Source organism: Mycobacterium sp. Panama NTM2 (assembly GCF_054355555.1).
Map to the genome: position 1 here is coordinate 5,233,281 of NZ_CM135953.1, position 20,041 is coordinate 5,253,321.

Sequence of the window (20,041 nt, forward strand, 5' to 3'; positions counted from 1 at the left end):
GTCCACTATCACCGAGAACACTGGTCGTCATCCACTCCGCCCGGCCATCGTGGTCGGCGCACTCGGTGTGGTGTTCGGCGACATCGGCACCAGCCCGATCTACACACTCGCCACCGTCTTCGACCCCCACGACCCGCACCCGGTGCCGGTGTCCCGCCCACATGTCTACGGCGTGGTGTCGTTGATCTTCTGGTCGGTGATGATGATCGTGACGTTCACCTACGTCACGCTGGTGATGCGCGCCGACAACCACGGTGAGGGCGGCATCATGGCGCTGATCACGCTGGTCAAGAAGTTCTCGAGGCCCCCCGAGTCGGGGGCGAGGCGAGTGTCCGCGGTGCTGGCCGCGCTGGGAGTGTTCGGCGCGGCGCTGTTCTTCGGCGACAGCATGATCACCCCGGCGATCTCGGTGCTCTCGGCGGTCGAGGGTGTCAAGGTGATCGACCCCGGGTTCGCCGACTTCGTGGTGCCGGTGACGGCGGTCATCATCGTGATCCTGTTCTCCGTGCAGCGGCGCGGCACCGAAACCGTGGGCCGGTTCTTCGGTCCGGTGATGATCGTGTGGTTCGCCGTGATCGGTATGTGCGGCATCCGCGGCATCGCCGCCAACCCCGACATCCTCTGGGCGCTGTCACCGACGCACGCACTGGAGTTCCTGTCCGAGCATTTCCACATCGCGTTCTTCGCGCTCGCGGCGATCGTGCTCGCGGTCACCGGCGCCGAGGCGCTGTACGCCGACATGGGGCACTTCGGCCGCAGAGCCATCACCGTGGGCTGGCTGGGGCTGGTGCTGCCGGCCTGCACCCTGAACTACTTCGGGCAGGGCGCCCTGGTGCTGTCCGACGAACGTGCCGTCGCCGCACCGTTTTTCCTTCTGGTACCGGGGTGGGGTCGCATCCCGATGGTGGTGCTGGCGACCGCGGCAACGGTGATCGCCTCACAGGCGGTGATCACCGGCGCGTTCTCGGTCGCGTCGCAGGCCGCGAAGCTGGGATACCTGCCGCGGCTGCGCATCCACTACACGTCGGCCACCGCGATGGGCCAGGTCTACGTGCCCTGGATCAACGGGATGCTGATGGTGGCGGTGCTGATCCTGGTGTTCGCGTTCCGCAGCTCCTCGGCACTGGCGTACGCGTTCGGGATGGCGGTCACCGGCACGATCACGATCACCACCCTGCTGTTCCTCTACCTCGCCCGGACCCGCGCCGGAGCACCGCTGTGGCTGGTGCTCGGCGGTGGAGCGGTGTTGCTGACCGTCGATCTGATGTTCTTCGCGGCCAACATGACCAAGCTGGTGCACGGGGCGTGGCTGCCGCTGCTGATCGCCGTCGTCGCGTTCGTGGTGATGACGACGTGGCAGCGGGGCCGGGGCATCGTGACCGAGGAACGGCGCCGCGTCGAGGGCCCGATGCAGGAGTTCATCGACGGGCTGGCCACGATGGATCCGCCGCTGGTGAGACTGCCCGGCACGGCGGTCTTCCTGAACAGAGGCGACGACACGGCACCACTGTCCATGCGCGCCAACGTCGAACACAACCACGTGCTGGCGACCCATGTGGTGATCATGACTCTCACCACCGAGCCGGTGCCGCGGGTCCCGGATTCCGATCGGATCACCGTCGACCGGCTCGGCGCGAGTGATGACGGGATCGTGCACGTGGTGGCCCGGTTCGGGTACATGGAACACATCAACGTGCCCAACGCGCTGAGCCTGGTCGAACCCGAGCAGACCGAAGGCCCGCTCGACCTGGCGCACGCGACCTACTTCTTGTCGAAACTCGAACTGTGCGAGGGACATCGGCGATCGATGGCGCGGTGGCGCACCCGGTTGTTCATCGCCACGTCCTACATCACCTCCGACACCGCCGCCTACTTCGGGCTGCCACTGGAGCGGACCGTCGTCATCGGCTCACGCCTCGAGGTCTGATTTCTTCACGTGCCTGCGCATGGGCTCGCGCCCGGGTGGCTGGGTGGGCGTCGGCAACAGCGGGGTGATCGGCTTGACGGACACCGTGGTGGGCGAGTCGGTGTTGATCTCCAGCGGTTCGCCGGCGTGGCTGATGGTCAGGCGATGATGCGGTCCGTCGCGCAGCGTGTAGGTGACCGACGAGTGGTCAGCCTCGACGGTGACGCGAAAGTTGCGCCAGCGCAAGCGGAACGAGAGTCGCTTGATCCCCGAGGGCAAATGCGGGTTGAGGCTCAGCATGCCTTCGTCGTCGCGCAGCCCGCCGAAGCCGCCGACGAGTGCGGTCCAGCTGCCCGCCAGCGACGCCAGATGGAGCCCGTCACCGGTGTTGTGGTGCAGGTTGCGCAGATCGATCAACGCGGCCTCGTAGGCGTAGTCGTGCGCGAGCTCGAGATGGCCGACCTCGGCGCACATCACCGCCTGGGTGCACGCCGACAGCGACGAGTCACGAGTGGTGCGCTTCTCGTAATAGTCGACATTGCGCGCCTTCTGCTCGATGGTGAACGCGTGGCTCTGCCACTGCATGGCCAGCACCAGGTCGGCCTGCTTGACCACTTGCGACGGATAGAGGCGTACGTACGGTTCGTGCAGCAGCAGGGGGTATTCGGCGTTCGCCGAGAAATCCCACTCCCGCAGCGTCGTGAAGCCGTCGCACTGAGGGTGCACGCCGAGCTCGTCGTCATACGGGATGTGCACAGCCTCGGCGGCGTCGCGCCACGCCGCGGTCTCCTCGTTGTCCACGCCGAGTTCGCGGGCGGCGTCGGGGTTTCGGTGGCACGCGTTCGCCGCGATGCGCAGGTTGTTCGCCGCCATCAGGTTGGTGAACACGTTGTCACGCACCACCGCGGTGTACTCGTCGGGGCCGGTGACGCCGTCGATCCGCCAGAGCCCGTTGCGATCGTGATGCCCCAGTGACAACCACAGCCGCGCGGTCTCCACGAGAACCGCCAGCCCGCACTCCTTTTCCAGCGAGTCGTCACCGGTGACCACCCGGTAGCGGTCGAACGCCATCGCGATGTCGGCGTTGACGTGGAATGCGGCGGTACCGGCGGGCCAGTAGGCGGAGCACTCCTCGCCGGCGATGGTGCGCCACGGGAAGCTGGCGCCTTTCAGGTCGAGTTCGGCAGCGCGGTCACGGGCCAGACCCAGCGTCGAGGAGCGCCAACGCAGTGCATCGGCGGCGGCGTGGGGCGCGGTGTAGGTGAGCACCGGCAGCACGAATCCCTCTGTGTCCCAGAAGGCGTGGCCGTCGTAACCGGTCCCGGTGAGGCCCTTGCCCGCGATCGCGCGACGTTCGGCGCGGGCACTGGCCTGTATCACGTGGAACAGCCCGAACCGCACCGCCTGCTGGCAATCGGCGTCACCGTCGACCTCGACGTCCGCGCTGTCCCAGAAGTCGTCGAGGTACTCGCGCTGGGAGGCGAGCAGACCGTCCCAGCCGGTGTAGCGAGCTCCGGCGATGGCCGCGGCCACCTGATCGCGCAGTGCGGGCCGGGACCTGATGCTCGACCAGCCGTACGCGAGATACTTGACCAGGCGCAGCTTTTCCCCGGGCTGCAGTCCGCAGACCACGGTGGTACGGGCCCAGTCCCCTCCGGCGTCACCGCTGATGTCGACGCGGCCGGGGGCGTCGACGACGTGGTCCATCGCCGCGGCCATCATCAGGTTGCTGGTCCGGGTGCGGTGGATCAGGACCGCACCGTTGTCGCTGACCTCGTGCTGGATCGCCTCGAGCGGCTTCCTCAGCACCGACGCGACCCGCGGATCGTCGGAGGGCTCGGGCTGGTCCTCGTTGGCCACCAGCTCGGACTGCAGGGTGACACGCACCGGATCGTCGACCGCCTCGACGATGTACTCGATCGCGGCCAGCCCACGCTGCGCCAGTGACACCAGCCGCACCGAGGTCACGCGAATGTGCTTACCCGCGGGCGATTTCCACTCGACGTCCCGGGTCAGGGTGCCCGCCCGCATGTCGAGCACCCGCTCGTGGGACAGCAGGTGGCCGTAGCGGACGTCGAACGGTTCGTCCTCGACCAGCAGGCGGATCAGCTTCCCGTTGGTCACGTCGACGATCGACTGACCGTCCTCGGGATAGCCGAACCCGGCTTCGGCGTAGGGCAGTGGCCGTGTCTCGTAGAACCCGTTGAGGTACGTGCCGGGCAGCCCGAAGGGTTCGCCCTCGTCGAGGTTGCCGCGTAAGCCGATGTGGCCGTTGGACAGGGCGAAGATCGACTCCGTCTGCGGCAGCAGATCGAACACGAGCTGGGTTTCGCGGATCTGCCACGGCTCGACCGGGAAGGCCTCGTCGGTGATCATCATCGGTCGAGCAACTCCTCGAGGTCGGTGACCACCGTGTCGGCACCGTGCTCGCGCAGTTCGTCGGCCTGCCCCACCCGGTCGACGCCGATGACGACGCCGAAGTGTCCGGCGCGGCCCGCGGCCACACCCGACTGAGCGTCCTCGAACACCGCGGCCTCGGCCGGTGAGACGCCGAGCAGCTCGGCGGCCCGCAGGAAGCTGTCGGGTGCGGGCTTGCCGGGCAGATGTTCCTCCCGCAGCGTCACGCCGTCGACGCGCACCTCGACGTACTGCGCCAGGCCGGTGATCTGCAGGACCTGCTCGGTGTTGGCGCTCGAGGACACCACGGCGCGGCGCAACCCGGCCTCCGCGACGGCCTCCAGGTACCGCCGCGAGCCGTCGAACACCTCGACCCCGTCCTTCTCCAGCGTCTGCTGGAAGGCGGTGTTCTTCTTGTCGCCGAGGGCACGCACGCAGTCGTCGTCCACGTCGATGTGTCGGCTCTGCAGGAACGAGCGCACCCCGTCCCCACGCGGTTTGCCGTCGACGTAGTCGTCGTAATCGGAGCCCACGTCGAACGGGGTGAAGTCGTCGCCGTCGCGCTGCCGGAGGAACTCGTCGAACATCGCCTTCCATGCCCGCTTGTGCACGCTGGCGGTGTCGGTGAGCACGCCGTCGAGATCGAACAGGCAGGCACGGATCTGATCGGGTAAGCCGAACACCCTCCCTTTCTACCCAGACGGACGATTTTCCACGCCGCCCGTGGCCGGCACGACGGTAGGTATGTCCGCCCTCCCCCGGCGCCGGGGGACCGACAGGTACTTGTACTCGAGGAATTCGTCGATCCCCACCTTGCCGCCCTCGCGTCCCAGGCCGGACTGCTTGACACCTCCGAAGGGTGCGGCAGGGTTGGACACCACTCCGGTGTTGACGCCGACCATGCCGACGTCGAGACGTTCGCTCAGGTCGAAGGCGCGATCGATGTCCTGGGTGAACACGTATCCGACGAGACCCCAGTCGGTGTCGTTGGCCCGGGCGATCACGTCGTCCTCGTCATCGAACGGGATGACGGGTGCGACCGGACCGAACACCTCTGTGGTCATCAGTTCGGAATCGGGCGGCACGTTCGCGAGCACTGTGGGTGGATAGAAGTATCCCGGTCCGTCGGGAAGGTGACCCCCGGTCAAGGCGGTGGCACCGCGGGCGAGCGCGTCGTCGACGAGGTGCTGGACTTTGGCCCGGCCCCCGGCGTCGATGAGCGGCCCGACGTCGGTGCCGTCCTCGAGGCCGTTGCCCACGTGCAGTTCGGCCATCCTCGCTGCGAGTCGCGCGCCGAAATCCTCGGCGAGAGAACGGTGGACGTACAAGCGGTTCGCCGCGGTGCACGCCTCCCCCATGTTGCGCATCTTGGCCGCCATCGCGCCGTCCACCGCGGTGTCGATGTCGGCGTCGGCGCAGACGATGAACGGTGCGTTGCCGCCCAGTTCCATCGACGATCGCATCACCGTGTCGGCGGCCTGGCGCAGCAGGACCTTGCCGACCCCGGTGGACCCGGTGAAGCTGATCTTGCGGGCTTTTCCGCTGCTCATCCAGCGCTGCACCACCGCCGCTGCATCGGTGGTGGTGACGACGTTGAGCACCCCCTCGGGCAGACCGCTCTGCTGCAGGATCGCCGCCAGAGCCAACGAGGTCAGCGGAGTCTGCGGCGCGGGTTTGAGGACCATCGTGCAGCCGGCGGCCACGGCGGGCGCGATCTTTCGGGTGCCCATCGCCAACGGGAAGTTCCATGGCGTGATGAGCAGACACGGTCCCACCGGTTCCCGCGTGACGATGATGCGGTTCGCACCGTCACCGGTCGTGGTGTGGTCGCCGGAGATCCGGACTGCTTCTTCGGAGAACCACCGCAGGAACTCTGCGGCGTAGGCCACCTCGCCTCTTGCCTCCGCGAGTGGCTTACCCATCTCGCAGGTCATCACCTCGGCCAGCCAGTCCTGCCTGGACATCACCAGATCGTATGCGCGCTTGAGGATTTCGCTGCGGACGCGCGGGGCGGTGCGAGCCCATGCGCCCTGCGCCGCGACTGCGGCCTCCAGCGCCGCGTCAGCGTCCCCGGGCCCGGCGTCGGCAACGCTGGCCAACAGCTCTCCGGTGGCGGGGTTCTCCACCTCGAACACGGTCCCGTCGCTCGCGGCGCGCCATTCCCCACCGATCAGAAGCCCGGTGGGTATCCCTTCGAGACCGGGCTGCAGCGTGGTCGACGTCATCGTTGGTTCTCCAGTGTCGGGTCGAGGATCTGGGCGAGGTGCAGGGAGCTGCGGGTCGTCGGAGCGTTCGCCAACTGCCTGGCCTGCATGTGGCAGCTGAAGCCATCGGTGAGCACCACCGCGTCGCGGTCGGCGCGCAGCGCCGGAGCCAGAGCCAGTTCGGCGACCGCCATGCTGACGTCGTAGTGCCGGCGCTCGAAGCCGAAATTGCCTGCCACCCCGCAACATCCGGTTGCCTCACGTACCGTGTCGACGCCGACAGCGGCAAGAGCGCGGCGCTGGGTGGCCGCGCCGAACACGGCGTATTCGTGACAGTGGGTCTGCAGGGTGACAGCTTCGGGCAGAACCGGTTTCGGCGTCCAGCCGCTCTCGCTCTGCGCAGTGATCTGCTCGGCGAAACTGCGGATACGCCGCGACACCCGTCGGGCGGCGTCACCGGGGACGAGTTCAGGGAGGTCCTTGCGCAGCGCGGCCGCACAGCTCGGCTCGGTGACGACGATCGGCCGGTCGGTGCGGTCGTCGAGGGCGGCCGCGGTGCGCGTCAGGCGTTTCCGGGCGTGGCGCAGTTGTCCGGTGGAGATCCAGGTGAGGCCACAGCACACGTCGGTGCGCACCTCGGCACGGTGGCCGGCGTCCTCGATGACCCGACGCGCCGCTCCGGCGACCTCGGGGCGAAACCCCTTGGTGAACGAATCCACCAGCAGGACCACATCAGCGGAGCCGCCACTCGGCGCGCCGACGTGGGCGAGCAGCTCGCGGCGAGACGCGAAGGTGGGTAGCGGTCTCTGCGCGGTCAGGCCGCCGAGGCGCAGCGCCGGCGATCGCAGCGGGCCGGCCAGGACGGCGTTGACGGCGGGGGCCGTCCGCGATGTGATGGCCAACCACCGCGGTAGCCACCCCAGCGAGTAGTGCGACATCGGGCGGATACGTCCGCGGTAGTGGTGGTCGAGGAATTCCGCCTTGTAGGTGGCCATGTCGACACCGGTCGGGCAGTCGGTGGAGCAGGCTTTGCAGGACAGGCACAGGTCCAGCACGTCGCGGACGTCGGTGGAGGCCCAACCCTGTTCCGTCGTGCGGGCGCCGCGCACCATGTCCTGCAGAACGCGGGCGCGTGCCCGCGTCGAGTCCTTCTCGTCGCCGGTGGCCCGGTAGCTCGGGCACATCACGCCGCCGCTGTGCGAGCGGCACCTGCCCACCCCGATGCAGCGCTGGACGGCCTCGGCGAACGGGCTGGAACCTGGCTCGGCGGAGTCCTCGAGGGTGAAGGTCGTCTGCCAGGGCAGTGCCGGGATGCCGGCCAGTGCGAGCTGCTCGGTGACCGGTTCGGGCGCCACGATCATGCCGGGGTTGAGGATGTTCGTCGGGTCGAACAGATCCTTGAATCGCGCGAACGCCTCCATCATCGTCGGCGAGTACATTTCGGGCAGCAGCTGCGAGCGGGCGCGTCCGTCGCCGTGTTCGCCTGAGAGCGTGCCGCCGTGTTCGACCACCAAGCGGGCTGCGGCGGTGAGGAATTGCGCCATCACCTGCCGCCCTGCCGGGGTGCGTTGATCGAACGTGATGCGGATGTGCATGCAGCCGGCGCCGAAGTGGCCGTACATCACGCCGATCAGCCCGTGTCGTTGGAGCAGGAGCCGGAAATCGGCGAGGTAGTCGGCGAGGTTCTCCGGGGCGACGGCGGAGTCCTCCCAGCCGGGCCACGAGGTCACGGTGGTGCCGTCGGCCAGTTGCAGTCGAGACGACAAGCCGGCTCCGTCCTCTCGGACGCGCCACAACGTCGCACGTTCGGCGGGATCGCGGACTTCCCGGGACTGCCGAGCGCGTCCGTTGACATGGAGTTCGGCAGCGAGGCGCTTCGCGTGGTCGGCGACGGTTTGGTCGTCGTCACCGTCGAGATCGATGTAGAGCCAGGCGCGGCCGGCGGGCAATGCGGCGACGGAAGCGTCGCCGCGCCGCGCTCTCATCGTGGCGACGATCTGTTCGTCGATGCCTTCGATCGCCGCCGGCGAGTACTTCAGGATCGTGGTGACGTCACGGGCGGCGTCGACGATGTCGTCGTAGGCGACGATGAGCAGCAGCGCCGAGGGCGGCACGTCGACCAGGCTGACCGTCGCCCCGACCACGACGGCGCACGCACCCTCGCTTCCCACCAGTGCACGCGCGACGTCGAAGCCGTTCTCCGGCAACAGATGAGCGAGATGGAATCCTGACACCTGCCGGGGGATGCGACCCAGTTCCAGCCGGAATTGAGCCATGTACCGGGCTGCCAGGGTGCGCAGGTCGGCGGAGAGGGCACTGGCTCGCTCAGCGGCGAGGGTGTCCGCCGGATCGGTGGCATGCAACCCGGCGCGGGTGGCCGTCACGCGGGTGCCGTCGGCGAGCACCAGGTCCAACGACACCACGTGGTCGCCGGTACGCCCGTAGCGGACCGAGTGGTTTCCGCAGGCGTCGTTCCCGATCGAGCCCCCCACGGTGGCGCGGTTACGGCTGGACGGGTCCGGTGCGAACGTCAACCGGTTGGAGGTGCTCTGCTGCACGGCCGCCGCCAACTGCGCCACGACGACGCCGGGCTCGACGACGGCGGTTCTGGTGGCGGCGTCGATGGTCACGACACGGTTCATGTGACGCGACAGATCCAAGACGACTCCGCGGCCGACGGCGTTGCCTGCCATCGACGTGCCGCCACCGCGCGCCACCAGGGGGACGCCGAGTTCCGCACAGAGGCCGACGGTCTCGCTGACCTCCGCCGCGTCACGGGGAAAGACGACGGCCGACGGCACCACCCGATAGTTCGAGGCGTCATAGCTGTACTCGGCCAGGCGCCTGCTGCTGGTGTCGACCTCGACGGAACGGGCGCTCAGCCGCTGCACGAGCGTGGAGGTCAATGCAGTTCCTCGGCGAGCACCGCCGCAAGATTCTCCAGCAGACGGTCGGCGTCGGACATCGAGAAAGGCAGTGGCGGGCGGACTTTGAGGACGCTACCGCGCGGTCCCGACGCCGAGATCAGCACGCGGCGCCGACGCATCTGGTTGACCACACGTAACGTCGCGTCTCCGTCCGGGGTGTGGGACTCACGGTCGGTGACGATGTCCACCCCCACGAACAGGCCGGCTCCGCGAACCTCGGCGATCTGCTCGTAGGCGGCAGCCATGGTCGCGATCTCGGCTGCGATGTAGTCACCCACCGTGTCGGCGTTGCGCATCAACTGTTCGTCGTTGATCACGTCCAACACCGCCTGGGCCGCCGCGATCGACACGGAGTTGCCACCGAAGGTGTTGAAATACCGGATGTTACGGCCGAACTCCACGAGCAGTTCGGGCCGGAAGGCGGCGGCGGCGATGGGAATGCCGTTGCCCATCGGTTTACCGGTGGTCACGATGTCGGGGGTGAGGCCGTGACGCTGGAAACCCCACCAGTGCCGGCCCGTGCGGCCGAAGCCGGGTTGCACCTCGTCGGCGATGAACAACGCGCCGGCGCTGTGGATCTCCTCGATGACGGGCTGCAGGAAGCCCGCGGGGTCGGCATAGATCCCGTCGGAGGAGAAGATCATGTCGGCGATGAAGGCCGCCACACCGAACCCGTGACGCTCCAGATCCGCGATCGCCTCGCGCACCTCGCTGCGCATCTGCGCGACCAGATTCTCATTCCCGCCTCGGCGCAGGCGATCCGGTGCGCTGACGGTGCGCACGTGCGGTCCGAGGGGGACGCCGACACCGAGGGACGGTGAGAAGGCCGACACGTCCGAGGTGAGTCCGTGGTAGGCGCCGGAGGTGACGATGATGCCCTGGTTCCCGGTGTGATACCGGGCCACCCGCATCGCGAGATCGTTGGCTTCAGAACCGGTGCAGGTGTACATGACGTGCCCGATCGCGGCGGGCATGGTGGTCAGGAACTGCTCGCTGTATTCCAGTATCGACTGCTGGATGTAGCGGGTGTTGGTGTTCAGCGTCGACAGCTGCCGGTGGATCGCGTCGACGACATAGGGGTGGCAGTGCCCGACGCTGGCCACGTTGTTGTAGACGTCGAGATAGTCGGTGCCGTCGGCGTCGAAGAGCAGCGTCCCTTCCCCGCGCACGATCTCCACGGGGTCTTCGTAGAACAACCGGTAGCCCGGCCCGAGGAGACGATCCCGGGCCTGCACCTGGCCGCGGGTGCGCGGGGGAAGCTCGTCGATGCGCGACCTGTCGAACCCGTTCACCATCGGCTCGGATGCTCGCGGCGTGAACGCCTGTCTCATCGTCGGTGTGCTCCTGTCTGGGTCGGCGACGTGCCGGTGGTCGATAGCAGTTGCTGCACGGCGGGTGTGGCCATCGACAGCGCAGATCGCAGTCTGCTCCAATCTCGCGCCGAATGGGACAACCCGTAGTCACGGCTGCGCGGATCGACCGCCGCCCGCCAGCCGAAGATCAAGGCGCGTAGGAGAAGCCGCGCAGGTCCGGCGATCGCCAGCAGCGCCACGTCGCGCTCGGGCATCGGTCGGACCGCACGGTAGCCGCGGACGATCTCGAGCGCACTGTCCCAGGGCCGCCGGTCGTCGATGCCGATGTGGTTGGCGACCGCAACGGCCAACTCGAACACCACGGGACTGCGTACGACATCACCGAAATCGATGACGCCGACCACGAATTCGTCTGCCGTGGGGTCGACGACCACGTTGAAAGGGCTGAAATCACCGTGGATCATCTGTGTCGCGAGGGTGCCGAGCCGGGGTGCGACCAGAGCGTCGAACTGATCGAAGATCCACGACGCCATCGTCACATCGTCGCGGTCGTTGACCAGCTCCAGTAGCGGCCGCATGTGCATGAAGTTCTTCAGATCCCAGATCAGCGACCGTGATTCACCGGGATGACGGAAGTTGATCAAGCCCGTGTCGAGACGCGCCAGCGTGGCGCCGACTTGCTGGAACTGGGTCGTGCTGGGAGTGACCGACGAGAGAAGTGCGCCGTCGAGATAGCTCATGACCCGCATGATGCGCGACCTCCCGCCCGGATCGATCACGCTGGATTCGACTTGGCCGTGCACTCCGCGGATCAGCCGCTGGGCGCGAATGGGCGGACGACTCTTCTCCAGGTGCAGCATGACCGCGGACTGCAGATTGACGATCTGGGCGGTCTCGGTCGCGGGAGCGATCTTGACCAGGAATCGTCCGACGTCGGTGTCCAGCCGGAACGTGTCGTCCTTCTCGGTGGGGATGCGGGTCAGCTCACCGGCGAGCTGATACTGGCGCTGCAGTTCGGCGTCGACTCGATGCTCCGGGAAGCGCTGCTCCGTGGACTCACCGAGCGCACTCTCCCGTGCGATGCGATCCAGTGCCGCTGAGCCCTTGATCACCTCCACATCCCGCGCAGGCGCCCACACCGGGGCGACGAGGGCCCCGTCGTCGAAAGCGTCCGTCATTGGAATCCTGTTCTCCTGCCGAAGGGGGCCGCAGTCTCAGAGCGCACCGGAATCTGTGGCTGAACTGTAGAACATTAGAGCAGGGCACGTCCAGCCGCCCAGCGTGCCGCGCCGACGAGCGATCAGAATGGCTGTTCAACAGTTGTACGCTGAGGCCATGTCCATCGCCGAACGGATTCAGATCGTCGGGCGCAGTAGTGCGCAGCAGATCGCCGATGGATTGATGGACATGATCCTCGAAGGCGAACTCAAACCCGGTGAGCGCATCCGGGAAGCCGTGGTCGCCGACGCCCTGGGCATCTCTCGCAACACCGTGCGAGAAGCCGTGCGCCTCCTGCAGGGCACCGGGCTGGTGCGCTACACCTTCAACCGCGGCCTGGTGGTGTGGGACCCCTCCGATGAGGAGGTTCTCGACATCTACCGCGCTCGCCTGCACTTGGAGACCGCGGCCGCGGCGTCACTGGGACCCGACACGGATCTCGAGCCGTTGCTCAACGCCATGGAGGCGCTGAAAAGTGCCATGACGACCCACGATCCGCGCATCATCGTGGAGAAGGATCTGGACATCCACCGCGCCATCGTCGGTCTCATGAACAGTCCGCGGCTCGACAAGTTCTACTCCGAATTACTCGGCGATCTCCGCTATTTCCTGCTGGTTCTCTCGCTGGATCACCACGAGTACGAGACCGGATCCGGACTCGAAGACGAACACCAGCGCATCGTGGCGGCCTTCACCTCCCGGGATCCCGTCGCAGCTCGCGACACGATCGCCGAGATCATCACCGAGAACCGTGACGAGGTTCGCGAGATCCTCGCCGCCCGCAGTGCGGGCTGAACCGGACTCGCGTCGGTAGTCGCCGCGCCGGCGCGACGCCCGCGCTGATGACGCCCGTATCACCACCACGATTTTTCTGACCGCTCGTCTTGCGGACACCTGAACCCTGTGCTTAAGTTCTCCATGTCAACTGTTCAACACTTGAGCATGTCCGCTCGGCGGGCCTCCCTCTCTTTGACTTGGAGAAGAACTTCCATGGCCGACGGCCCACTCATGTACGTGGCAGGAGAGCATGTCCCCGCCGCCAGCGGCGCACTCGAAGCCGTGATCAACCCGGCGAACGGCGAACAGATCGCCACCGTGCCACTGGGCGACGCGGCGGATGTCGGTCGCGCGGTCAGCGCGGCCGAGAAGGCGTTCGACGATTGGGCGGCGACCACACCCGGCAAGCGCGCCGAACTCCTGTTGAAGCTGGCCGATCGCCTGGAGGCCCACGCCGAGGAGTTCGCCCAGCTGGAGTCGCAGAACGTCGGCAAGCCGATTTCCGTGGCGCGCGAAGAGATCCCCTTCGGGGTGGACAACATGCGGTTCTTCGCCGGCGCCGCACGCGTGCTGGAGGGCCGCGCCGCGGGTGAGTACTCCCCCACCCACACCAGCATCATCCGGCGCGACCCGCTCGGCGTGGTCGGCAGCGTCGCGCCGTGGAACTTCCCCCTCGTCATGGCGATCTGGAAGATCTGCCCGGCGCTGATGACCGGAAACACGCTGGTGCTCAAGCCCAGTGAGCAGACGCCGCTGACCACGTTGCGCCTCGCCGAATTGGCCGCCGACCTGTTCCCGGCCGGCGTGTTGAACGTCGTCACCGGCCACGGCGACACCGTGGGCGCGGCACTGACCGGTCATCCACGGGTCCGGATGAGCTCGCTGACCGGCGACACCGCCACCGGAAAGGTCGTCGCCCGCACCGGCGCCGACAACCTCAAACGGCTCCATCTGGAACTCGGCGGCAAGGCGCCGGTGCTCGTCTTCGACGACTGTGACGCCGAACTCGCGATCGCGAAGATCTGCGAAGGCGGTTACGGCAATTCCGGTCAGGACTGCATGGCCGCTTCTCGCGTGTACATCGCCGACGGCATCTACGACGAGTTCGTCACCGAACTGACCCGCGCCGTGAGCAAGGTGGCCATGGGTGCGCCCGCGGACGAATCGACCGAGATGGGCCCGGTCATCTCCGAACGCCAGCGCGACCGGGTGGCCGGCTTCGTCGATCGCGCAGTCGCCTCCGGCCCGGCTTCGCTGGCGGTCGGCGGCATCGGCTCAGGCCCCGGATTCTGGTACAAGCCATCCCTTGTCGTCGACGCCGCGCAGGACTCCGAGATCGTCCAGAAGGAAGTCTTCGGCCCGGTGGTCACCACCACCCGGTTCAGTAGCGAAGAGCAAGCCTTCGCCTGGGCCAACGACATCGAGTACGGACTGGCGGCGTCGGTCTTCACCCGCGATGTCGGCCGGGCGATGCGCGCCGCGCGCACGCTGCAATTCGGCACGGTCTGGGTCAACGACCACCTGCCCATCGTCTCGGAGATGCCGCACGGCGGATTCAAGCAGTCCGGGCACGGCAACGACATGTCGATCTACTCCGTCGAGGAGTACACCGAGATCAAGCACATCATGATCAATCTGGCGAGCTGACCGAATACCAAGCTGCACAACGACTTCAGAGGTCCTGCGATGACTGTTCCCAACCGCACGGTAGTAGCGGTGAATCTGTTCTCCATGTTGCCCGGCGTCGACCCGGCCGAGTTCGAGCGGTTCTCCAACGAGCTGGACCGGCCGACGTGCCTCGCCCGCGGTGATCTCGTTCGGCGCTTCGAAGCGTTCCGCGTCAACGATGCACCTGACGGTGCTCCGGCCGACATCCTGGAGGTCATGGAGGTCACCGACTGGGCCGATTGGGAGCAGTTCCGCGACCACCACCCGAGCATGAAACCCGTCATCGCGGGGTTCGACCGACTCGTCGACCCGGCCACCGTCCGCACCTACTTCACTCACGCCATCCCGGGAGAACACCAATGACATCCACCACCGCCCCCGACTACGACGCCATTGTCATCGGCGCGGGCCACAACGGTCTGATCACCGCCGGATACCTGGCCCGTGCGGGCAAGAAGGTCCTGGTCCTGGAGGCCCGCGATGTGGTGGGTGGCGCGTGTACGAGTGAGGAACTCATCGCCGGCGCCACCTGGTCGTCGTGTGCGTTCATCGCCAGCCTGCTGCGCCCGGAGATCATCGCCGATCTGGAACTGGAGCGCTACGGCTTGGAGATGTATCAGACCGCAGCCAGTGAGGTCAGCATCTTCCCGGACGGCAGCCATCTGTTCGTGTGGAAGGACATGGACAAGACCCTCAGGGAGATCGAGAAGTTCTCCGCGCGCGATGCCGCCGCCTTCCTCGAATTCGGTTTGCGTGTCAAGAAATTCGCGTCCATTCTCACGCCGTTCCTGCTCTCGCCGGCTCCCAGCCGCTCGCAGGTGCTGGCCGCCTTCGAGGCCGCCGGCGCCGAGGATCTCTTCAACGAGATGGTGTTGCTCTCGACGAAGGATCTGCTGGACCGGTACTTCGAGAACGAACACATCAAGGGTCTGTTCACCTTCTTCGGCATGATCTCCGTGTGGGGCGGCCCGTCCACCCCCGGCACCGGCTACGTCTACGGCCATCACTCGGTCGGAGAGTTCAAGGGCACGCTCGGCCAGTGGGGTTTCGTCAAGGGAGGCATGGGCGGTATCACCCAGGCCATGGCCCGCAGCGCACAGGCACATGGCGCCGAGATCCGGCTCTCCTCCCCGGTCGAACAGGTCGCGGTCAGCCGAGGCCAAGCCACTGGCGTGAAACTGGCTGACGGACAGATCATTTCGGCGCGCACGGTGATCTCCAACGCCGATCCGCAACGCTCCATGCTGCAGCTGTTACCGGCCGGCACCGTGGACGCCAAACTCACCGCCAAGCTGGCTGACTACGACGCCCGCGGCTCGATGGCTCGCATCCACCTGTTGATCGACGAGCTCCCCGACTACATCGGCTTCCCCGCCGGCGTGCAGGGGCCCCAGCACCAGGCGCAGGCGATCATGGGTGCCTCGATCGAGAACTTCGAGCGCGCCTGGGAGGCCGAGCGGCGCGGTGAGATCCCGGACGACTTCGTGATCGAGGCTGTCATCCAGTCCACGCACGATTCGACCCTGGCTCCCGAGGGCAAGCACACGATGACGCTGGGCGTGCAACAGCTGCCGTTCGAACTGGCCGGCACCGACTGGGACACCATCCGCGAGGACTGGGCGGACCGTGTGCTGGAGGTGCTGTACAAGTACGCGCCCAACCTGCGCGGCCACATCCTCGAGCGGGTCATCATCACCCCGAAGGACCTCGAACGCGACTACGGGCTGACCGGCGGCAACATCTTCCACGGCGCGATGTTCTTCGACCAGCTCTTCAACAACCGGCCCACTCCCGAACTGGCCGACTACCGCACCACGGTTGACAACTACTACCTCTGCGGCTCCGGCACTCACCCCGGCGGCGGAGTGATGGGCGCCAACGGCCACAACGCCGCTCAGGTCGTCATCGCCGACCTGAACGGAACCCCCGCACCGACTGCGCAGCGCGTCGGCCCGGCGCCCAAGGCCGGCGTCATCGACCGCGCCATGGAGACCGTCATGGACACCAAGACCGGCAAGAAGCTCGGCTACACCGTGGCGAGCAGCCCCGCCCTGCGCAAGGTCGTGAAGTTCGCCGCCCGCAGCAAGACCACCCGTTAACCGACCACCTCACCACGAAGGACCGCCATGCTGCACCAGGATGACCCCCAATCGCTGGCCACCCTGAAGGACGCGCCTGACGGGTCGAAGGGTCTGGCCCGCAACCAAATCGGCGTTCTCGGCATCGTGTTCTTCGTGGTGGCCGCCGCCGCCCCGCTGACCGTCGTCGTGGCGTTGTTCCCGGTGATCATCGGCTCCGGCAACGGCGTGGGAATCGCCGGCGCCTTCGTCGCCGTGGCGGTCGTGTTGACCGTCTTCGCGGTCGGCTACGTCGCCATGAGCAAGCACATCACCAACGCCGGCGCCTTCTACGCGTTCATCACCCGGGGTCTCGGCAGACCGATGGGTCTCGGGTCGGCCTCCCTGGCGATCTTCGCCTACAACGCCATCCAGCTCGGAGTCATCGGCGGCTTCGGCTACTACGCAGCCGAATTCACCTCTCGGCACACCGGTGTCGGCGTCCCGTGGTGGGTCTTCTCGGCTCTGGCCATGGGTGCGTCACTGTTCCTCGGCGTCCGCCAGATCCACGCGGGTGCCCGCGTACTGGCGGTGCTGTTGACCCTCGAGACCGGTGTCATCTTGGTGCTCAACATCGGCATCCTCGTGAACTCACCCAATCCCCTCAGTGACTATTCGCTCGAACCGTTCGCTCCCTCGGCGGTGTTCGCCGGTGCGATCGGTGTCGCGCTGATGTTCGCTCATGCCTCGTTCATCGGCTTCGAGGGCACGGCCATCTACGGCGAAGAAGCCAAAGACCCCAAGCGCACCGTCCCGCGCGCCACCTACGCCGCGGTGATCTTCATGGGGGTGTTCTACGCCGTCACCGCATTCCTCATCGTCAACGCCGTGGGCGTCGGGAACATCGTCGAGCTCGCCGGAACCGAAGGCGGCAACCTGGTCTTCGCCGTGAGCGACAGCGTCCTCGGCCGCGCCGGCACAGAGGCCTTTCAGCTCCTGGTCATCACCAGCCTGTTCGCCGCCATCCTGACGTTCCACAACAACGTCGCCCGCTACCTGTACTCACTGGGTCGTCAGGGCGTCATCTGGTCGCGGCTGGGCACGACCCATCCGACACGCAAATCGCCGGCACTGGCCTGTTACGTGCAGATCGCCATGGTCGCTGTCGTCGTCGCCGTCTTCGCGATCTTCCGGCTCGATCCCTACGCCACCCTGTTCACCTGGTGGACCGGCGTCGGCGCCGCCGGCATCATCTTGCTGCAGACGATCGCCAGCATCGCCATCTTCGTGTTCTTCCGCCGGTCGACTGTCGACAAGCGGCCCTGGAACACCTTCATCGCCCCCCTGCTCGGCGTCGCCGGACTGCTGCCGTTCCTCTGGTACGCGATCACGGGCATGGACGTCCTGCTCGGCGGAGGAGGATGGCTGCAGATCACCTTCACCACCATGCTGTTCGCATCCCTGATCATCGGCATCATCGGCGCGTATGTCATCCGCGCGCGCTCCCCGCACCGCTATGCAGAGCTGAACTCCACGCTCGGCGACCGCATCTAGCCGGCCGCCGATCGGCTACAGGCCGAACGTCGCCCGCAGGTCAGCCGTGCGCCACAGCACGACGGCGACGATCAGCACCAGGATCGCGGCGCTCGCGCCCAGCTGCACAGCCGTGCGCTGGGCGCGCGGCGCGTAAGCGTAGGCGGCGGCCACCGCGGCTCCGGTGATCAGCCCGCCGATGTGGCCCTGCCAGCTGATGTTCTGCCCGCTGATCAGAGGGAAGACGAACGTGAACGCCAGGTTCAGCACGATCACCGCCATCACACCGCGGACGTCCATGTTCAGGCGCCTGCCCACCACGAACGTCGCGCCGAACAGACCGAACACCGCCCCCGAGGCCCCCGCGGTCAGCGCGTTGAGCGTCAGCAGATACGCCAGCGCGGCGCCACCGAGAGCACTGAGCAGATACAGCGCGGCGAAGCGCAACCGGCCCAGTGCGATCTCCAGGGGCGGACCCACGAAGTACAGCGCAAGCATGTTGAACGCGATGTGGGCGAACCCGAAGTGCAGGAACGCCGACGTCAGCAGCCGATACCACTCACCGTCGGCGACGGCGACCGGCCAGAGCGCCAGGGCGCGCTCCAACCCCGGCAGAGCCATCTGCAGGACGAACATCGCGACGTTGATCCCGATCAGCGTGTACGTGACCACCGGCGTCGTCGACCGGCGCGCCACCGCGCCGAACGGAGTGGTCGCCTGACGCACCGATCGGGCGCCGGCGCCGACACAGTCGGCACACTGGTGTCCCACTGCGGCACTGTGCATGCACTCGCCGCAGATGGGGCGGTTGCAGCGGGCGCAGCCGACGTAGGTCGGCCGGTCCGGGTGGCGGTAGCACACCGCCGGCGGCGGGGGTGGGTAACCGGGCTGACTCACAGGGTGCCGAACAGCTCGATGTGGTTGCCGTCGGGGTCGGCGACGAACATGAACCCCATCCCGGGCACCGGCGCGAACTCGGTCGGTGGCTCGACGATCTCGTAGGGCGACGCCTCGAACGCGTCCGCGACGGCGCGCAGCCCGGTGACCCCGATCGTGAAATAGCGCAGGCCGGCTTGGGTCCGGCCGCCGCCGGGCACGGCCGGTGCCGGCGGGGTGGTGTAGGTGACCAGCTTGAGGACACACGCCCCCAGGGAATAGCGGCGCTGAGACCCGCCCGAGAACTCGATCTCGCCCTGCGGTTCGAGTTCGAGGAACCCTTCGTAGAACGCGGTCATCGCGTCGAGGTTCGTGGTGACGAGTCCCACCTCGATGCCGGGCATCAGCAATTCCAACTTCACGCCACCAAATTAGCCGTCGGCGCATAACGATTCGGACACAACCCAAATCACGATCAGCTAAGAGTGTGCTTCGAATTCTGAGAAACCTCACCGAGCACCCAATCTCCCACGCCGTTTTGTTGCCGATGTCACGCCCAGGGGTGTAACACCGCGGCACCCCCGCCGACCACCGTTCCCTTCTCCTGTTTGAGCCCCTCGGCGCGCGGCTACCGTGGTTTACGGGCGGGGACGAGCAACACGATCGACATTCGAAGAAGGACCACAACACCATGAATTCCAGTGCTATCAGCGTGCGCAAGAACCTGGCTCGCGTCGGGGCGGCATGTGTCTTCGGCGGGTTGGCCGCAGCAGGCGTGGCCGCGCCGGTCGCGTCGGCCCAGCCGGCCCCGGGCTGCACCGCCAGCCAGGTCGCGGGCACCGTGGGTTCGGCGACCACCGCAGCGCGGCAGTACCTCGACAGCCATCCCGGCGCCAACCAGGCCGTGACCGCCGCGATGAGCCAGCCTCGTCCCGAGGCCGAGGCAAACCTGCGTGGCTACTTCACCGCGAACCCGGGCGAGTACCACGATCTGCGGGGCATCCTCGCGCCGATCGGCGACACGCAGCGCACCTGCAACGTCACCGTGCTGCCCGCCGATCTGCAGTCGGCCTACGACACCTTCATGGCCGGCTGACGCCGGGCAGTACACCTGAGGCTGCGGCGGCGGGTTCACGCCCGCCGCCGCAGCACTTAGACTGGCTTT

15 protein-coding genes are annotated in these 20,041 nt (G+C 67.2%); 7 read left to right on the plus strand and 8 right to left on the minus strand.

The window, feature by feature from the left end:
• The first annotated feature begins 7 nt into the window (after positions 1 to 7).
• Positions 8 to 1,927: a potassium transporter Kup gene (locus ACXYX3_RS25140; RefSeq protein ID WP_458612222.1), complete on the plus strand. Its 1,920-nt coding sequence runs from the start codon at positions 8 to 10 to the stop codon at positions 1,925 to 1,927.
• Here ACXYX3_RS25140 and ACXYX3_RS25145 read toward each other — a convergent pair.
• Genes ACXYX3_RS25145 through ACXYX3_RS25170 form a run of 6 tightly spaced genes read right to left on the minus strand, consistent with a single transcriptional unit; the run spans position 1,910 to position 11,925 of the window.
• Positions 1,910 to 4,282, minus strand: coding sequence for a glycoside hydrolase family 65 protein (locus ACXYX3_RS25145; protein ID WP_458612223.1), 2,373 nt, complete (start codon positions 4,280 to 4,282; stop codon positions 1,910 to 1,912). The genes ACXYX3_RS25140 and ACXYX3_RS25145 overlap by 18 nt on opposite strands.
• Complete coding sequence (locus tag ACXYX3_RS25150) at positions 4,282 to 4,986, minus strand: beta-phosphoglucomutase family hydrolase (protein ID WP_458609449.1); 705 nt, start codon at positions 4,984 to 4,986, stop codon at positions 4,282 to 4,284. Before ACXYX3_RS25150 ends, ACXYX3_RS25145 begins: the two co-directional genes overlap by 1 nt.
• 9 nt (positions 4,987 to 4,995) lie before the next feature.
• Positions 4,996 to 6,528 (minus strand): NAD-dependent succinate-semialdehyde dehydrogenase, encoded by a 1,533-nt coding sequence (locus ACXYX3_RS25155; RefSeq protein ID WP_458609450.1) that lies wholly within the window; start codon positions 6,526 to 6,528, stop codon positions 4,996 to 4,998.
• Complete coding sequence (locus tag ACXYX3_RS25160; protein ID WP_458609451.1) at positions 6,525 to 9,413, minus strand: FAD-binding and (Fe-S)-binding domain-containing protein; 2,889 nt, start codon at positions 9,411 to 9,413, stop codon at positions 6,525 to 6,527. Before ACXYX3_RS25160 ends, ACXYX3_RS25155 begins: the two co-directional genes overlap by 4 nt.
• Positions 9,410 to 10,729, minus strand: coding sequence for an aspartate aminotransferase family protein (locus ACXYX3_RS25165; protein ID WP_458612224.1), 1,320 nt, complete (start codon positions 10,727 to 10,729; stop codon positions 9,410 to 9,412). The genes ACXYX3_RS25160 and ACXYX3_RS25165 overlap by 4 nt, the downstream gene beginning before the upstream one ends.
• A 32-nt stretch (positions 10,730 to 10,761) precedes the next feature.
• Positions 10,762 to 11,925 (minus strand): phosphotransferase, encoded by a 1,164-nt coding sequence (locus tag ACXYX3_RS25170; RefSeq protein ID WP_458609452.1) that lies wholly within the window; start codon positions 11,923 to 11,925, stop codon positions 10,762 to 10,764.
• Between the two features lie 157 nt (positions 11,926 to 12,082).
• Here ACXYX3_RS25170 and ACXYX3_RS25175 point away from each other — a divergent pair, with 157 nt between their 5' ends.
• The 5 genes from ACXYX3_RS25175 (at position 12,083) to ACXYX3_RS25195 (ending at position 18,021) form a co-directional block, all read left to right on the plus strand.
• Positions 12,083 to 12,760: a GntR family transcriptional regulator gene (locus ACXYX3_RS25175; RefSeq protein ID WP_458609453.1), complete on the plus strand. Its 678-nt coding sequence runs from the start codon at positions 12,083 to 12,085 to the stop codon at positions 12,758 to 12,760.
• A 195-nt stretch (positions 12,761 to 12,955) separates the two neighbouring features.
• Entirely contained in the window at positions 12,956 to 14,389 is a 1,434-nt protein-coding gene (locus ACXYX3_RS25180; protein ID WP_458609454.1) for a gamma-aminobutyraldehyde dehydrogenase, read from the plus strand.
• Positions 14,390 to 14,428: 39 nt separating this feature from the next.
• Positions 14,429 to 14,773 (plus strand): hypothetical protein, encoded by a 345-nt coding sequence (locus ACXYX3_RS25185; protein ID WP_458609455.1) that lies wholly within the window; start codon positions 14,429 to 14,431, stop codon positions 14,771 to 14,773.
• The gene (locus tag ACXYX3_RS25190) at positions 14,770 to 16,509 is read left to right on the plus strand and encodes a phytoene desaturase family protein (RefSeq protein WP_458609456.1); all 1,740 of its coding nucleotides are present in this window, start codon (positions 14,770 to 14,772) and stop codon (positions 16,507 to 16,509) included. The genes ACXYX3_RS25185 and ACXYX3_RS25190 overlap by 4 nt, the downstream gene beginning before the upstream one ends.
• A 27-nt stretch (positions 16,510 to 16,536) precedes the next feature.
• Complete coding sequence (locus ACXYX3_RS25195; RefSeq protein WP_458609457.1) at positions 16,537 to 18,021, plus strand: APC family permease; 1,485 nt, start codon at positions 16,537 to 16,539, stop codon at positions 18,019 to 18,021.
• A 15-nt stretch (positions 18,022 to 18,036) separates the two neighbouring features.
• On the opposite strand, the gene ACXYX3_RS25200 is transcribed toward ACXYX3_RS25195, so the two are convergent.
• Both ACXYX3_RS25200 and ACXYX3_RS25205 read right to left on the minus strand, forming a co-directional pair.
• Positions 18,037 to 18,897, minus strand: coding sequence for a rhomboid family intramembrane serine protease (locus ACXYX3_RS25200; RefSeq protein ID WP_458609458.1), 861 nt, complete (start codon positions 18,895 to 18,897; stop codon positions 18,037 to 18,039).
• Positions 18,894 to 19,280 carry a VOC family protein gene (locus ACXYX3_RS25205; protein ID WP_458612225.1) on the minus strand — a complete coding sequence of 129 codons (387 nt, stop codon included), beginning with the start codon at positions 19,278 to 19,280 and terminating at the stop codon, positions 18,894 to 18,896. The genes ACXYX3_RS25200 and ACXYX3_RS25205 overlap by 4 nt, the downstream gene beginning before the upstream one ends.
• 287 nt (positions 19,281 to 19,567) lie before the next feature.
• On the opposite strand from ACXYX3_RS25205, the gene ACXYX3_RS25210 reads away from it, so the two are divergent.
• The gene (locus tag ACXYX3_RS25210) at positions 19,568 to 19,972 is read left to right on the plus strand and encodes a heme-binding protein (protein ID WP_241206725.1); all 405 of its coding nucleotides are present in this window, start codon (positions 19,568 to 19,570) and stop codon (positions 19,970 to 19,972) included.
• Positions 19,973 to 20,041 lie beyond the last annotated feature (69 nt).

Coding starts and splice junctions, on each gene's coding strand:
- ACXYX3_RS25145 (WP_458612223.1), bottom strand. CDS start 4,282: ATGATCACCGACGAGGCCTTCCCGGTCGAGCCGTGGCAGATCCGCGAA.
- ACXYX3_RS25155 (WP_458609450.1), bottom strand. CDS start 6,528: ATGACGTCGACCACGCTGCAGCCCGGTCTCGAAGGGATACCCACCGGG.
- ACXYX3_RS25165 (WP_458612224.1), bottom strand. CDS start 10,729: ATGGTGAACGGGTTCGACAGGTCGCGCATCGACGAGCTTCCCCCGCGC.
- ACXYX3_RS25170 (WP_458609452.1), bottom strand. CDS start 11,925: ATGACGGACGCTTTCGACGACGGGGCCCTCGTCGCCCCGGTGTGGGCG.
- ACXYX3_RS25175 (WP_458609453.1), top strand. CDS start 12,083: ATGTCCATCGCCGAACGGATTCAGATCGTCGGGCGCAGTAGTGCGCAG.
- ACXYX3_RS25180 (WP_458609454.1), top strand. CDS start 12,956: ATGGCCGACGGCCCACTCATGTACGTGGCAGGAGAGCATGTCCCCGCC.
- ACXYX3_RS25185 (WP_458609455.1), top strand. CDS start 14,429: ATGACTGTTCCCAACCGCACGGTAGTAGCGGTGAATCTGTTCTCCATG.
- ACXYX3_RS25190 (WP_458609456.1), top strand. CDS start 14,770: ATGACATCCACCACCGCCCCCGACTACGACGCCATTGTCATCGGCGCG.
- ACXYX3_RS25195 (WP_458609457.1), top strand. CDS start 16,537: ATGCTGCACCAGGATGACCCCCAATCGCTGGCCACCCTGAAGGACGCG.
- ACXYX3_RS25205 (WP_458612225.1), bottom strand. CDS start 19,280: ATGCCCGGCATCGAGGTGGGACTCGTCACCACGAACCTCGACGCGATG.
- ACXYX3_RS25210 (WP_241206725.1), top strand. CDS start 19,568: ATGAATTCCAGTGCTATCAGCGTGCGCAAGAACCTGGCTCGCGTCGGG.